This is a genomic window from Streptomyces violaceus, assembly GCF_036014075.1.
GTDB lineage: Bacteria > Actinomycetota > Actinomycetes > Streptomycetales > Streptomycetaceae > Streptomyces > Streptomyces violaceus.
Window position 1 is genome coordinate 572,153 of sequence record NZ_CP107911.1, and the last position, 14,054, is coordinate 586,206.

14 protein-coding genes are annotated in these 14,054 nt (G+C 71.3%); 10 read left to right on the forward strand and 4 right to left on the reverse strand.

Going from position 1 to position 14,054, the window contains the following annotated elements:
• Nucleotides 1-77: 77 nt before the first annotated feature.
• Nucleotides 78-1,469: a S1 family peptidase gene (locus OG542_RS02605; RefSeq protein WP_328407796.1), complete on the reverse strand. Its 1,392-nt coding sequence runs from the start codon at nt 1,467-1,469 to the stop codon at nt 78-80.
• A gap of 744 nt (nt 1,470-2,213) precedes the next feature.
• Between OG542_RS02605 and OG542_RS02610 the strand changes: the two genes are divergently transcribed.
• The 4 genes from OG542_RS02610 (at nt 2,214) to OG542_RS02625 (ending at nt 8,397) form a co-directional block, all read left to right on the forward strand.
• The gene (locus OG542_RS02610) at nt 2,214-2,429 is read left to right on the forward strand and encodes a type A2 lantipeptide (protein ID WP_184587045.1); all 216 of its coding nucleotides are present in this window, start codon (nt 2,214-2,216) and stop codon (nt 2,427-2,429) included.
• A gap of 115 nt (nt 2,430-2,544) precedes the next feature.
• On the forward strand, nt 2,545-3,351 hold the full coding sequence (locus OG542_RS02615) for an HlyD family efflux transporter periplasmic adaptor subunit (protein ID WP_328407798.1): 807 nt from the start codon (nt 2,545-2,547) through the stop codon (nt 3,349-3,351).
• Nucleotides 3,348-5,573, forward strand: coding sequence for an NHLP family bacteriocin export ABC transporter peptidase/permease/ATPase subunit (locus OG542_RS02620; RefSeq protein WP_328407800.1), 2,226 nt, complete (start codon nt 3,348-3,350; stop codon nt 5,571-5,573). Before OG542_RS02615 ends, OG542_RS02620 begins: the two co-directional genes overlap by 4 nt.
• A gap of 1 nt (nt 5,574) precedes the next feature.
• Nucleotides 5,575-8,397 (forward strand): NHLP bacteriocin export ABC transporter permease/ATPase subunit, encoded by a 2,823-nt coding sequence (locus OG542_RS02625; RefSeq protein ID WP_328407802.1) that lies wholly within the window; start codon nt 5,575-5,577, stop codon nt 8,395-8,397.
• Nucleotides 8,398-8,401: 4 nt separating this feature from the next.
• On the opposite strand, the gene OG542_RS02630 is transcribed toward OG542_RS02625, so the two are convergent.
• Together OG542_RS02630 and OG542_RS02635 are read right to left on the reverse strand one after the other, a co-directional pair.
• Entirely contained in the window at nt 8,402-8,929 is a 528-nt protein-coding gene (locus tag OG542_RS02630; protein ID WP_311129321.1) for an SRPBCC family protein, read from the reverse strand.
• 6 nt (nt 8,930-8,935) lie between these two features.
• Nucleotides 8,936-9,277 (reverse strand): ArsR/SmtB family transcription factor, encoded by a 342-nt coding sequence (locus tag OG542_RS02635; RefSeq protein WP_328407804.1) that lies wholly within the window; start codon nt 9,275-9,277, stop codon nt 8,936-8,938.
• Between the two features lie 133 nt (nt 9,278-9,410).
• Here OG542_RS02635 and OG542_RS02640 point away from each other — a divergent pair, with 133 nt between their 5' ends.
• The 5 genes from OG542_RS02640 to OG542_RS02660 are packed head-to-tail and all read left to right on the forward strand — an operon-like array spanning nt 9,411 to nt 12,573.
• Nucleotides 9,411-10,421: a Ppx/GppA family phosphatase gene (locus OG542_RS02640; protein WP_328407806.1), complete on the forward strand. Its 1,011-nt coding sequence runs from the start codon at nt 9,411-9,413 to the stop codon at nt 10,419-10,421.
• A 46-nt stretch (nt 10,422-10,467) separates the two neighbouring features.
• Nucleotides 10,468-10,656: a hypothetical protein gene (locus tag OG542_RS02645; RefSeq protein ID WP_328407808.1), complete on the forward strand. Its 189-nt coding sequence runs from the start codon at nt 10,468-10,470 to the stop codon at nt 10,654-10,656.
• A gap of 41 nt (nt 10,657-10,697) precedes the next feature.
• Entirely contained in the window at nt 10,698-11,711 is a 1,014-nt protein-coding gene (locus OG542_RS02650) for an iron-containing redox enzyme family protein (protein WP_328417729.1), read from the forward strand.
• Nucleotides 11,712-11,732: 21 nt separating this feature from the next.
• Entirely contained in the window at nt 11,733-12,386 is a 654-nt protein-coding gene (locus OG542_RS02655; protein WP_328407810.1) for a HemK2/MTQ2 family protein methyltransferase, read from the forward strand.
• Nucleotides 12,367-12,573: a CDGSH iron-sulfur domain-containing protein gene (locus OG542_RS02660; RefSeq protein WP_184587059.1), complete on the forward strand. Its 207-nt coding sequence runs from the start codon at nt 12,367-12,369 to the stop codon at nt 12,571-12,573. Before OG542_RS02655 ends, OG542_RS02660 begins: the two co-directional genes overlap by 20 nt.
• Nucleotides 12,574-12,726: 153 nt before the next feature.
• Here OG542_RS02660 and OG542_RS02665 read toward each other — a convergent pair whose 3' ends face one another.
• Nucleotides 12,727-13,161, reverse strand: coding sequence for a protease inhibitor (locus OG542_RS02665; RefSeq protein WP_311129316.1), 435 nt, complete (start codon nt 13,159-13,161; stop codon nt 12,727-12,729).
• Nucleotides 13,162-13,485: 324 nt separating this feature from the next.
• Between OG542_RS02665 and OG542_RS02670 the strand changes: the two genes are divergently transcribed.
• Nucleotides 13,486-14,043, forward strand: a complete 558-nt coding sequence (locus tag OG542_RS02670; protein WP_328407812.1) for a hypothetical protein — start codon at nt 13,486-13,488, stop codon at nt 14,041-14,043.
• Nucleotides 14,044-14,054 lie beyond the last annotated feature (11 nt).

A 14,054-nucleotide genomic window follows, 5' to 3' on the forward strand; every position in this document is an offset into this window, starting at 1 on the left:
CGGTGGGCCGGCCCGGTCCCGCCAGGAAGGGGGCGGAACCGGGCCGGCATCGTCGGACCGGCTCCGACGCTTTCAGGTCAGCGGGACTCGGTCAGACCCGAGTTGTCCTCGACGCCCTGCCCGGCGTCCTGACCGGCACCGGCACCCGCACCGGCTCCCGCTTCCTCGCCTCCGGCCTGCTCGCCGGCACCAGCACCGGCCTCTTCACCGGCACCGGCTTCCTCACCAGCACCCGCACCAGCACCGGCCTCTTCACCAGCACCCGCACCAGCACCGGCCTCTTCACCAGCACCCGCACCAGCACCGGCCTCCTCGCCCGCACCGGCCTCTTCACCGGCACCGGCACCGGCGCCCGCGCCGAGGGTCGCGCCGACCGCCTCCAGGGCGGTGGTCACCGGCTGGAAGAACGTCTCGCCGCCGGCCGTGCAGTCGCCGCTGCCGCCCGAGGTCAGACCGATCGCGAGACCGTCCTGGGTGAACAGCGAGCCACCGCTGTCGCCGGGCTCGGCGCAGACGTCGGTCTGGATGAGGCCGGTGACGGTGCCCTCCGGGTAGTTCACCGTGGCGTCGAGTCCGAGGACCTGGCCGTCGTTGAGCCCGGTGGTGCTGCCCATCCGGATGACCTCCTGGCCGACGGTCGCCTCCGCGGCCTCGGTGATCTGGACGGTCTGGTCGCCGGTGTTGACCTCGCTGGGCGCCTCGGTCGCCGGGTCGTCGTACTTCACGAGCGCGAAGTCGCCGTCGCCCGGGAAGGTGGACTGGTCGACCGTGGCGATCGGCTGGCCGCCCTCCGCGTCCGACCACTCGTTGCCGCCGAGGGTGCAGTGGCCGGCGGTCAGGAAGGCGGGCGAGCCGTCGCCCGCGGTGACGTTGAAGCCGAGGGAGCAGCGCGAGCCGCCCGCGAAGATGGCGTCGCCGCCGGAGACGAACGGCTTGAAGGTGCCCGCGGACTTCGTGAGGGTCGCCATGCCGGTACCGAGGCTCTTGACCGTCGATTCCAGTCTGTCCCACTTGGCACCGGTCACCGTGCTGTCGGCGGTGACACGCAGCTTGTTCGTGCGCGGGTCGATCGACCACGAGGTGCCCGCGATGGTCGCGTCGGACTTCAGGGTCTGCGAGCCGCTCTGCAGCTCCGACCAGCTGTTGTCGACCTCGCGGACCTTCGCGCCGGCCGCCTTCGCCTGCACGATCACGTTGTTGTTGTCGCCCGGTACGACGTTGACCACGAGCTGCTGGCTGTCGCCGTCGTAGTAGGAGCCGCCGAACGCCTCACCGAGGAGCCCGGAGAGCTGCGAGGCGAGATCCGAGGCGTCGCCCGCCTTCAGTGTCTTCGGCGCGGCGGCCGCGTCGTCGGACGAACCGTCCTGTGACGCGTTGGCGTTGGGGAGCAGGATCGCGGCCGCGCCGAGCGCCACCACGCCGCCCACCGCTATCGCGGCCTTGCGCTTCGGAATTCGCTTGTGACTCAAACTTCTCTCCTCCTGGGGGGACGGAGCCTGTGCCGCCGTCCGGCGGCTTGGGGGGCGCCTGGATGGCTGTTGGTACGCACGGGCCGCGTGGGGCGTTCAATCGCGTTTGCAAGTGATCCCTTCGCATCGCGGATTCAGCCAACTCCCGCTGCCCGCGCACCGACCACTCGGTCTGCGCCCGGCCTGGTCACGGCGACGGGACCAAGAGGAGGTGCCCCGTCCGCCCGCGGAGGTCCGTGGCCGGATGACGGCGTTTCAAAAACGGGCCTCGTCCCAGCCCACCGAACCAACACGATCCGTATCCGACCGGAAACGATCTGTTGCGAACACCGAGTCGAATCCCGACTTCAGCGAATCTGCACACCGAATGCTCAACCCAGTCACCAAGCGGAGGGTTATCCACAAGCGGGAGGTGTCCGACACGCCTTTGGGGCGGGAGTGCCGGATTCGCCGCCCTGGGGAGCAAGGCGCCGGATGAGTCGATGCCGTGACGCATGTGAAGAACTCGCCAGCGAGTCGTGCCCACTCCTGCACGGATGGGTGCGGTTGGGGCGCAAGTTGCCTGGTGAGACGGCTGGTTGATTGGAAGCACGTACCCGCAGCGTGCTTTGATCCATCGCATCGCGGGAGCCGCCAAGGGCACTCCGGAAACGGGTGCCCGGCGCTCGCGGTCGCGGCCGTCATCTGTCCCCAGAGGGGGCCGCTCCCCCCTTGTGAGATATCCATATGAAGGGAAGTTCCATCATGAACTCCACCCCCCAGGTTGAGACCGTCGAGATCGCTGACGCCCAGCTCGACGCCATCTCCGGCGGCCTGTCCGTGAACGCCGTGAACACCGTCACCGACACGGTTGACGGCATCGCCCCGGTCTCCGGCGTGGTCGACACGGCCGTCGGCACCGTCGAGGGTGTCACCGGCCTGAACACGGCCCCGGTCACCGGCCTGGTCTCCGGCCTCTGATCGAGCCTTGTGCCGTTGACTCCCGGAACCGCAGCCGGCGGTTCCGGGATCTTCGGGTGCCGTGACCCTTTCCCTCACGGCGACAAGAACCTCTTCTACGGGTGAGGGAAGTTCCTTGCAGTTCCGCCAACAGGCCCTCGCCAAGCTCCAGTCACCGGAGGAACTCGACCTCCCGGTGCGTTTCGCCCGCCCGCAGGGCTGGCTCGTGCTCGCGGTGACCGTGGTCGCGATGGCGGCCGCCTCGGTGTGGGCGGTGACCGGCTCGGTGGCCTCCACCGTCAGCGCACCCGCCATCCTCACGCACGGGCAGGGCAGTTACCTCCTCCAGAGCCCCGTCGCGGGCCAGGTCACCGCGGTGCTCGCGAAGCAGGGCGAGCAGGTGACCGCGAACTCCCCCGTGCTCAAGGTCCGTACGGCCAAGGGCGAGGTCGTCGTCCGCGCGCTCGACGCGGGCCGTGTCTCCGGGCTCGCCGCGACCGTCGGGCAGATCATCCAGACCGGCGCGAACGTTGCCGCCGTCGAGAAGGTCGCCCACACCAAGGACGCGTTGTACGCGACCGTCTACGTCCCCGCCGAGAACGCCGCCTCCATTCCCGACGACGCCTCCGTGGATCTGACCGTGCAGTCGGTGCCGACCCAGGAGTACGGCGTGCTGCGCGGCCATGTGAAGTCGGTGGACCGCGCCGCCCAGTCTTCGCAGCAGATCGCCGCGTTCCTCGGGGACAGCCAGCTCGGCGAGCAGTTCACCAAGAAGGGCAGGCCCGTGGCCGTGACGGTCCGGCTGGACAAGTCGTCCGGCACGAAGAGCGGATACAAGTGGTCGTCCGCGGACGGGCCGCCGTACAAGCTGACCTCGATGACGATGGCCTCGGGTTCGATCCGGCTCACCGACCAGCGTCCCGTCGACTGGCTGCTGCCATGAGCGCCACCGCACAGGAGCCCCGGAGCAGGCGCCGCGCGGCCCCGCCGAAGCGTAAAGTGCCCAAGGCCGCCGCGAAGACCGTCCGCACGCCCACCGTGCTCCAGATGGAGGCCGTGGAGTGCGGCGCCGCCTCCCTGGCGATGGTGCTCGGCCACTACGGCAAGCACGTCCCGCTGGAGGAGCTGCGCATCGCCTGCGGCGTCTCCCGCGACGGCTCGCGCGCCAGCAACCTCCTCAAGGCGGCCCGCAGTTACGGCCTGACGGCCAAGGGCATGCAGATGGACCTGGCCGCCCTCGCCGAGGTGAAGTCGCCGGCCATCCTGTTCTGGGAGTTCAACCACTACGTCGTCTACGACGGCATGGGCCGCCGCTTCGGCCGCCGCGGCGTCTACATCAACGACCCCGGCAAGGGCCGCCGTTTCGTCCCCATGGAGGACTTCGACGGCAGCTTCACCGGTGTCGTGCTGGTCATGGAGCCCGGCGAGGACTTCGCCCGGGGCGGCCGCAAGCCCGGCGTCCTGGGCGCGATGCCCGCCCGGCTGCGCGGCACCGCGGGCACGATGCCCGCGGCGGTGCTGTCGAGCCTGCTGCTGGTGGCGGTCGGCGCGGCGGTGCCCGCGCTCAGCCGCACCTACATCGACGAGTTCCTGATCGGCAACCAGACCTCGCTGCTCAGTGTGCTGTTCGCGTCGATGGCGGCGTGCGTGCTGCTCACCGTCGTGCTGACCTGGCTCCAGCAGGCCAACCTGCTGCACGGCCGCATCATCTCCTCCACCCTGTCCAGCGCCCGCTTCCTGCGGCATCTGCTGCGGCTGCCGGTGACGTTCTTCTCCCAGCGCAGCCCGGCCGACCTCGTGCAGCGCCTGCAGTCCAACGACGCGGTCGCCGAGACGCTGTCCCGCGACCTCGCGTCGGCGGGCGTGGACGCGATCGTGGTCGTCCTGTACGCGGTGCTCCTGTACAGCTACGACCCGCAGCTGACCTTCGTCGGCATCGGCGTGGCGCTGCTGAACATCGTGGCCATGCGGGTGGTCGTACGGCTGCGCGCCACCCGTACGGCGAAGCTGCGCGCCGACACGGCCCGGCTCACCAACACCGCCTACACCGGTCTTCAGCTGATCGAGACGATGAAGGCGACCGGCGGCGAGGACGGCTACTTCCGCAAGTGGGCCGGGCAGCACGCCACCACGCTGGAGGAGCAGCAGCGGCTCGGCGTGCCGAGCGCCTGGCTGGGCGTGGTCGCGCCGACCCTGGCCACCCTCAACAGCGGGCTCATCCTCTGGATCGGCGGCATGCGGGCGGTCGAGGGCCACATCTCGGTCGGCCTGCTGGTCGCCTTCCAGGCCCTGGTCGCCCGGTTCACCGCCCCGCTGACCCGGCTCAACGGCGTCGCGGGCCGCATCCAGGACTTCGCGGCCGACGTGGCCCGGCTGAAGGACGTGGAGAACTTCAAGGCCGACCCGCTCTACGGCCGGCCCGACTCCGGCGAGTCGACGCGCCGCCTCCAGGGCCACGTCGAGCTGGAGAACATCAGCTTCGGCTACAGCCCGCTCGACAAGCCCCTGCTCACCGGCTTCGACCTGACGGTCGGCCCGGGCCGGCAGGTCGCGCTGGTCGGCGGTTCCGGCAGCGGCAAGTCCACGGTGTCGAGGCTGATCTCCGGCCTGTACGCGCCGTGGGAGGGCGTGATCCGCATCGACGGACAGCGCATCGACGACATTCCGCGCGGGGCACTGGCCGCCTCCGTCTCCTTCGTCGACCAGGACGTGTTCCTCTTCGAGGGCACCGTCCGCGACAACGTGGCGCTGTGGGACCCGTCGATCCCGGACGACGCGGTGGAGGACGCGCTGCGGGACGCCGCCCTGTACGACGTGATCACACGCCGCCCCGGCGGCATCCACAGCAAGGTCGAGCAGGACGGCCGCAACTTCTCCGGCGGGCAGCGCCAGCGGCTGGAGATCGCGCGGGCGCTGGTGCGCCGGCCGAGCATCCTGGTGCTCGACGAGGTGACGAGCGCCCTGGACGCGGAGACCGAGCTGGTCGTGATGGACAACCTGCGCCGGCGCGGCTGTGCCTGCGTGGTGATCGCGCACCGGCTCAGCACCGTGCGCGACAGCGACGAGATCGTCGTCCTCGAGCACGGCACGGTCGTGGAGCGGGGACGGCACGAGGAGCTGGTGGCGTGCGGCGGCGCGTACGCCACGCTGGTCAGGGAGCGGTGAGATGACGGCCGTTCAGGGACATGAGGGTGACCTCGTCCTCAACGCGTTCGGGCAGATGGGCTCGCGCATCGACTGCGCCGGGTTCAACCGTCTCGACCTGGAGGGCCCGCAGGTGCTGTGGCTGGTCGCGGCGGGTGCCGTCGACCTGTTCGCGGTGGACGCCGGCCAGCAGGGCCACTGGCACCATCTCGGCCGTCTGGAAGCGGGCTCGCTGGTGCTCGGACCGGTGCCGGGCCCCCAGCACACCCTGGTGGCCCGCCCGCTGCGGGACTGCGTGGTGCACCGGATCGGCCTGCGCGAGCTGTACCAGCCCGCCAACACCGCGACGTGGTCGTACGACGAGTACGGCAATCCGCAGTACGTGCCTCCGACGACGAGTCCGCTGGAGTACGCGCTCGCCCTCGGCGTCGGCCGCAGCCTGTCCATCCTCTTCCAGGCGCCGATGGCCACCGAGCGGGCCGCCGCGCCCACGGACGACGACGTGTTCTGGATGCAGGTGCCGCCGGGCAGTGTGCAGTACGGCTCGCTGTACGGCGCGGAGGCCGCGGCCGACCTGCTGATGGACCCGGGCCTGTGGCAGAGCATGGTCGACCAGCAGTACCGGCTGCTGACCACGCTGGACCGCTGGATCGAGCAACTGGAGCGCACCCACGAGACGCGCACGGCCGAGGGCATCAAGGCCGGTGAGGCGGTACGCGCCCAGGCCGACCAGACGCTGCTCGCCTCCATCGGCAAGCGGTCGTCGAAGCGCACCACCTCGGCCGATGCCGACGCCTCCTACGCGGCCTGCAAGCTGGTCGGCCAGGCGGCCGGGATCAGACTCACCGAGCCCACGCAGAAGGGCACCGGCGGCGATCGCCTCGACCCGGTCGAGCAGGTCGCCCTGGCCTCCCGCGTCCGCACCCGGGCCGTGCGCCTGGACGGCCGCTGGTGGCGGGACAACGTAGGGCCGCTGGTCGGCCACCGGGCCCTGTCGGGTGCGCCGGTGGCGTTGCTGTGGCGGCGCGGCGGATATGTCGCCGTCCATCCGTCGACCGGCCGTGAGACGCCCATCGAGAAGGCCAACGCCGACGAGTTCGAGCCGCGTGCGGTGATGTTCTACCGCCCGCTGCCCGAGCGGGGGCTCAGTCCGCTGGGGCTGCTGCGGTTCTGTATGCAGGGCATGCGCGGCGACCTGACCGGTCTGCTGCTGAGCGGCCTGGTCACGGTGGCGATCGGCGCACTGGTGCCCGTCGCCACCGGCAAGGTGCTCGGCGAGTTCGTGCCGAAGGCCCAGACGGAACTGATCGTGCAGGTGTGCCTGGCGGTGATGCTCAGCAGCGTGGTGGCGGCGGCCTTCATGCTGTTGCAGAACCTCACCATCCTGCGGATCGAGGGCCGGATCGAGGCCACGCTCCAGCCGGCCGTGTGGGACCGGCTGCTGAGACTGCCGACGCGGTTCTTCACCGAGCGCTCCACCGGCGAGTTGGCCAGCGCGGCCATGGGCATCAGCTCGATCCGCCGGCTGCTGGCGGGGGTCGGGCCGACGGTCGCCCAGTCCGTGACCATCGGGGCGATGAACCTGGGGCTGCTGCTGTGGTTCAGCGTGCCGATGGCGATGGCCGCGATCGGCATGCTCGTCGTCATCGCGGCCGTGTTCCTGGGGCTGGGACTGTGGCAGGTGCGCTGGCAGCGGCGGCTGGTCGTGCTCTCCAACAAGCTGAACAACCAGGCGTTCCAGACCCTGCGCGGCCTGCCCAAGCTGCGGGTGGCCGCCGCCGAGAACTACGCGTACGCCGCGTGGGCGTCGGAGTTCGCGCGCAGCCGTGAGCTCCAGCAGAAGGTCGGACGCATCAAGAACCTCTCGACGGTGCTGGGCGCGGTGTATCTGCCGCTGTGCACGCTGCTGATGTTCATGCTGCTGGCCGGCCCGGCCCGGGGCTCGATGTCGGCGGCCGCGTTCCTCACCTTCAACACCTCGGTGACGATGGTGCTGACCTCCGTCACCCAGCTGACCGGCTCGTTCGTCTCCGCGGTGGCCGCGCTGCCGTTGTTCGAGGAGATCAGGCCGGTGCTGGACGCCACACCGGAGGTGCGGACGGCGAGCACCCGGCCGGGTCCGCTGTCCGGCGCGATCGAGGCGCGCCGGGTGTCCTTCCGGTACTCGGACGACGGTCCGCTGATCCTGGACGACGTGTCGTTCGAGGTGAAGCCGGGCGAGTTCGTCGCGGTCGTCGGTCCCAGCGGCTGCGGCAAGTCGACGCTGCTGCGCCTGCTGATCGGCTTCGACCGGCCGCTGTCGGGCAGTGTGCTGTACGACGGGCAGGACCTTGGGGCCCTCGATCAGTCGGCGGTGCGCCGCCAGTGCGGTGTGGTGCTCCAGCACGCGCAGCCGTTCACCGGCTCGATCCTGGACGTCATCTGCGGCACCGAGCCGTACACGCCGGAGGAGGCGATGGCGGCGGCCGAGATGGCGGGCCTCGCCGAGGACATCAAGCGGATGCCGATGGGCCTGCACACCATTGTCTCCTGCAGCGGTGCCGTCTCCGGTGGTCAGCGCCAGCGGCTGATGATCGCGCAGGCGCTGATCCGCCGGCCGCGCATCCTCTTCTTCGACGAGGCGACCAGTGCTCTCGACAACGAGACCCAGCGCACGGTCATCGAGAGCACCAAGGCCCTCAACGCGAGCCGGGTCGTCATCGCGCACCGGCTGTCCACCGTGATGGACGCCGACCGGGTCGTGGTGATGGAGGACGGCAAGGTCATCCAGCAGGGCGCGCCCGACCTGCTGCTCGCCGACACGAACGGCCGGCTGCACGAGCTGGTGCGGCGCCAGATGGCGTGACGGGTCACTCCAGCCCGGGCACCGGGGCGCCGGAGGGCACCCCCGCCGCGACGTAGGCGGCGTAGAGCTCCTGCCAGGGCGCGTCGGACCCGGCGTGCGGACCGGCGACCTGCTCGCCGCGCGCCCTGGCGTCCAGCGTGGTCAGGCACACCTCCCAGCCGGCGCCGTTGCGGGCGGCGGTGTCCTCGGCGGTGAGGACGTTGGTGAGCGTGAGGCGGGTGCGCTTGTCCTCGGTCTCCTCCAGGTCGAAATGCAGTTCGTCCCCGCCCCACTCGAACGACAGGTGCCGGGGCGCGTCGACGGCGATGACCCGGCCCGTGGAGTCCGCCATGTACGGGTCGCCGCTGAACCTGACCGTGCCGCCGGGGCGCAGCTCGATCTCGGCGCGGGACGGGAACCAGCGCTCGAGTTCGTCCGGATCGGTCACGAACTGCCAGACGCGGTCGACGGGATGGTCGTAGGTGCGGCTGAAGCGGACGGCGGAGCGGCCGTCGTCCAGGGTCAGATAGGTGCCGGTGGGTTCGGCTGCCATGGTGGATCAGTCCTTCGGTGCGGGTGGTTCCGTGGTCTCCGGCGTCTCGTCGAGGCGGCGGCCCAGCGCGTCGAGGCTCTCGTTCCAGAGCTTGCGGTACGGGGCGAGCCAGGCGTCGAGTGCGGCGATCGGGCCGGGGTCCAGGGCGTAGACACGGCGCTGCGCGTCCTGCCGTACCCGGACGATGCCTGCCTCCCGCAGCACTTTCAGGTGTTTGGAGGTGCTCGGCTGGCTCAGTCCGCACGCCTCGACGATCTCACCGACGGCCCTGGGCCGCTCCAGGAGCAGCGCGACGATGGCCCGCCGATGGGGGTCGGCCAGAGCGGTCCAGAGGGCGGCGTCGGACATGACTTCAATATGCCTCAGCCGTTATATGCCCGTCAAGGAATATTCTTCGGAGGTGCTCTGTCCGATGGCGCGTCTTCGCCGTACTCCGCGAGCCGCTCCGTTGCTCCGGGGCGTAATTGGGTACCCACGCCGCATGCGAATCAGCGTGGTGGACGTGGGATCGAACACGGTCAGACTCGTGGTCTCGGACGCGGAGGACGGTGTACCGCTGCCGGTGCACACCGCCAAGTGGCGACTCAGGCTGTCCGAACAGGTCACACCGGGGGGACCCATCCCTGAGCAGGCCGTCGGGCAACTTGTCGACGCGGTCGCCGAGGCGAGCAGGACCGCCACCCGGTGGGGCGCGGCCGGTCCGCTGGCGTTCGCGACCGCCGTGGTGCGCAACGCGCCGAACCGGCACGAGGTGCTGCGCACCGTCCGGGCCCGCACGGGCGTCGACCTGTGCACCCTGCCGGGTGAGGTCGAGGCCGAGCTGACGTTTCTGGGGGCACGGCGCTGGATGGGCTGGCGGTCGGGACCGCTCGCCCTGCTCGACATCGGCGGCGGATCACTCGAAATCGCCTTCGGGCGCGGGAGGTTGCCCGACTTCGTGGCGTCGTTGCCGCTGGGCGCGGGGCGGCTCACCCACGAGTTCTTCGAGGACCAGGACCCGCCGTCGCCGGAGCGGGTGCGGGCGCTGCGCCGCAGGGTCCGCCATCAACTGCGGGACGTCGCGGCGCGGATCCGCTGGGAGGGCCCGCGCACCGCGGTCGCCACCTCCCGCACCTTCCAGCAACTGGGCCGGCTGTGCGGCGCCGCGCCCGGACGCCACGGCCCCTTCGTGGACCGGGAGTTGCGCCGCGTGGAGCTGCGGGAGGCGATCACGACGCTGGCCGCCCTGCCCGCCGCCGAACGCGCCCGCCTGCCCGGCATCTCCGCGCCGCGGGCCGCGCAGAGCCTGGCCGGCGCGGTGGTCGGGCACACCGCGCTGAAGCTGACCGGCATCAGGTCCGTCACGGTCTGCCCCTGGGCGATCCGCGAGGGCGTGCTGCTGCGCCACATCGAGGACGGCCCGTCCTGGTGGGCGGAGGTCACCCGCCGCAACGAGGAGGCAGCCCCTCCTGACCCGGTGCCGCTGCGCATCGCCACCGCCGCGGCCAACTGAGCACGGCGGACGGAACCGACGTACCGAACTGAGGAAGGAGACTCCCGTGTCCCAGAACAACAACCGCGACGCCTCCGACAAGCAGCCCGAGACGGCGCTCGAGGAGGTCCTGCGCGAGATCGAGGACGCCGAGAACCGCGCCGAGGACCCCGCCGAGCAGCGACGCCACCGGGGCGAGGCCGGCGATGCCATCACGCCGAACGAGCGTGCGCAGGAGGAGTCCGAGGGAGAGTGACGCGGGCGGGTGACCTGGCCCCGCCCGGGTACCCGGCGCGCATGGAGCACGACCACGACGAACCGCCCCTGCCCACCCCGCGGGGCCCACTGAGCAGGGGTGTCGAGGAGTATCTGCGGGGGGCGGGCCGGCTCCCCCGCCCCGAGGAGATCGCCCGGGCCCAGGTGTACGGCGACGACCTCCAGCTCGCCCTGTACCTGTGCTACGAGCTGCACTACCGCGGATTCGCGGGCGTGTCCGCGGAGCGCGAGTGGGACCCCGACCTGCTGCGCACCCGGGCGGCCCTCGAGCACCGCTTCCTGTCCGCGCTGCGCACCGACGCCCGGGTCCACGACAGCGTGGACGAGGCACTGCGCGGCCTGCTGGTCGAGCCCGTCCACGGCACGGGCGTCACGCACTTCCTGCGTGACGAGGGCGAGCTGTGGCAGGTGCGCGAGTACGCGGCCCAGCGCTCCCTGTACCACCTCAAGGAGGCCGACCCGCACGCCTGGGTGCTGCCGCGGCTGTGGGGCCGGGCGAAGGCGGGGATGGCGGCCGTGGAGTTCGACGAGTGGGGCGGCGGCCGCGCCGACCGCGTGCACGCCCAGCTGTTCGCCGACCTGATGACGGACCTGGGCCTGGACACCACGTACGGCCGCTACCTCGACGCGGCGACCGCCGAGGCCCTGGTCACGGTGAACCTCATGTCCCTCTTCGGCCTGCACCGGGCCCTCAGGGGCGCCCTGGTCGGCCACTTCGCGACGGTCGAGATCACCTCGTCACCGGGGTCGCGGCGGCTCGCCGAGGCGATGCGCCGCACGGGCGCCGGGCCCGCGGCCGAGCACTTCTACGACGAGCACGTCGAGGCCGACGCGGTCCACGAGCAGGTGGTGCGCCACGACGTCATCGGCGGCCTGCTGGAGCGGGAGCCGCACCTGGCCCCCGATGTCGCCTTCGGGATCGACGCCACCGAGTTCGTCGAGGACCGCTTCGGTGCCCGGCTGCTCGGCGACTGGCACGCGTCACGCTCGTCACTGTATGCGCCGCTTACTCCTGAGATGACCCATACCTCCTGATGGCCGGGGTACCCGAGCAGCGTGAATCCATTGGCACCCCCGGGCGTCTACGCCCCGCAGGACGACACCGAGCTGCTGGCCGGCGCCCTGTCCGACGAGCCGCTGCCCCCGGGCGCGGAGGTCCTCGACGTGGGCACCGGGACCGGCGCCCTGGCCCTCGAGGCCGCGCGCCGCGGTCTCCGGGTGACCGCTGTTGACGTGTCCCGGGCCGCCGTGTGGGCCGCGCGGCTGAACGCCCGGCTGGCGGGACTCCCCCTCCGCATCCGGCACGGCAACCTCTTCGATCCCGTGCGCGGAGAGTCGTTCGATCTGATCCTGGCCAATCCGCCGTACGTGCCGGCGCCGGCGGGCGACAGGGAGCCGCGCGGCCCGGCCCGTGCCTGGGACGCGGGCGGTGACGGGCGGCTGGTCGTCGACCGGATCTGCCGGGAGGCGCCCGGCCTGCTGCGTCCGGGCGGGGTGCTCCTGCTCGTGCAGTCGGTGCTGAGCGACCCGGAGCTGACCGTCGGGCAACTGCGTGCGTCCGGCCTGAAGGCCGCGGTGACCCGCCGGCACCGGATCGCGTTCGGGCCGGTGCTGCGCGGCCGGGAACGCTGGCTGCGGCAGCGCGGACTGCTGCCCGCCACCGAGAACAAGGAAGAGCTGGTGGTCGTCCGTGCCGAACTCCCCGTCTGACCGGTCCGCGCCGCCGCGGCGCGTCACCGTCCAGCGCAAGGGTCCGCTCCTGGTGGAGGGCCCGGTGGAAGTGGAGCTGGAGGACGGCTCCGTCGTCCGCTCCGACCGCTTCCGCGTGGCCCTGTGCACCTGCCGCCGCAGCCGCCGCTACCCGTGGTGCGACACCAGCCACCGCGACCGGGCGTGACCCGGGGCCCGACACCTGCGCAACGCCCAGGGGCCGACGGGCGGCCCCACTCCGCCCGCCGGCCCCCTTGTACGAGATCGCACATCCCCGCGACGGCAACCCGGCTCCCCAGCAACGGGCCGCCTGCTTCACGGGAACAACGCGATCCCGGTCTCAGAACGCGAAGAGGCCCGAACCGTGGGCGTTCTTCACGCACTCGTTGGAGAAGGTGCGCTCATAGGAGACCCTCTGGCCCTGCCAGACACCGTCGACGGTGATGACCACGGGGTCGTACTGCTTGGTGCACATCACTCCGTCCCTGGCGCTCAGGGCGTCGATGTTCCCGCCGACGCCCCACAGTTCCGCACAGGCCGAGCCGGCGGCCGGGTGCGTGCCGCTGGGCCTCGGGGCACAGGTCAGGGTGACCGCGCGTTCCGGGGTCACGGCGATCGCGCTCTCACCGTGGCCCACCGTGAGAACGAGGGCCGACGGGGCGTAGAGCGCGGTGGGGGCCTGACCCGGACTGGCGAGCGCGGACCCGGTGAGGGGTCCGCAGACGGCGGTGGCCGTCAGGCCGAGGGTCATGGCCCAGCGCGCGGTGTTCCGCATTGTGTGCATCCTTCCGCTCGATTACAGGGTGTGCCGACCCATGCTCGTTCGGTGCCGGATCGGCGAGCGCGAGTCTGCCGAGTCCACCGCCGGAACACACATCGACCCCACCGGTTTCAGTAACATTGCGTATTGAATCAGTGGCGTGAAGTTACGGAATTCGGACGGAAGAAGCCCGTAACCGCACGGCCTCCGGGGATGCGATGCGGCCAGATGGCTGATTTCCGGCTGCTCGTTAATAGGCCTGAAACATTCCGATTTCGCTCTCGGCCGACCACTTCGCAGCCCCTTGTGTTCATGCTCAGGCCGAGTAATCATCATTACATGATTACGAATGAGCAGAGAGAGAAGCTGCGCGGCTGGTTCGCCGGCCGTCTTCCCGACGACCTCTTCGAGGAACTGACCGAGCTCACGGTCGACCGCGAGGAGATCACCGTGATCGGCCGCATTCCCGAACCCCGGCTGGCGGAGGACGCTTCGGACGCCGAACGGGAGGCGGCCCTGGAAAGCCGGGTGCAGGAGTTCCGGGAGCGCACCCGCGAGGACCGGATGGCCGTGGCCCGGGACGCCGAGCACCGGTTCCGCCGGAAGGTGTCGTGGGGTGTGGAGTGCGGCGGGCGGCGCGCGCTCTTCACACACGTGGCCGCGCCCGTCATGACGCGCCTGCGCCAGCCGGAGCGCCAGGTCCTCGACACCCTGATCGCCGGCGGCGTCGCCCGCAGCCGCAGCGACGCGCTGGCCTGGTGCGTGCGTCTGGTCCAGCGTCATACGGACGACTGGCTCGCGGAGTTGCGCGACTCCCTCGAACACGTGCAGCGGGTGCGGGCCCAGGGGCCGGACGCCGAGATGGACCACACACCGCCCGCGGACGACGAGGAGTGACCGAGGAGTGG

Coding starts and splice junctions, on each gene's coding strand:
- OG542_RS02635 (WP_328407804.1), bottom strand. CDS start 9,277: ATGTCCGACGCCGCCCTCTGGACCGCTCTGGCCGACCCCCATCGGCGG.
- OG542_RS02630 (WP_311129321.1), bottom strand. CDS start 8,929: ATGGCAGCCGAACCCACCGGCACCTATCTGACCCTGGACGACGGCCGC.
- OG542_RS02610 (WP_184587045.1), top strand. CDS start 2,214: ATGAACTCCACCCCCCAGGTTGAGACCGTCGAGATCGCTGACGCCCAG.
- OG542_RS02640 (WP_328407806.1), top strand. CDS start 9,411: ATGCGAATCAGCGTGGTGGACGTGGGATCGAACACGGTCAGACTCGTG.
- OG542_RS02650 (WP_328417729.1), top strand. CDS start 10,698: ATGGAGCACGACCACGACGAACCGCCCCTGCCCACCCCGCGGGGCCCA.
- OG542_RS02620 (WP_328407800.1), top strand. CDS start 3,348: ATGAGCGCCACCGCACAGGAGCCCCGGAGCAGGCGCCGCGCGGCCCCG.
- OG542_RS02665 (WP_311129316.1), bottom strand. CDS start 13,161: ATGCGGAACACCGCGCGCTGGGCCATGACCCTCGGCCTGACGGCCACC.
- OG542_RS02625 (WP_328407802.1), top strand. CDS start 5,575: ATGACGGCCGTTCAGGGACATGAGGGTGACCTCGTCCTCAACGCGTTC.
- OG542_RS02670 (WP_328407812.1), top strand. CDS start 13,486: ATGATTACGAATGAGCAGAGAGAGAAGCTGCGCGGCTGGTTCGCCGGC.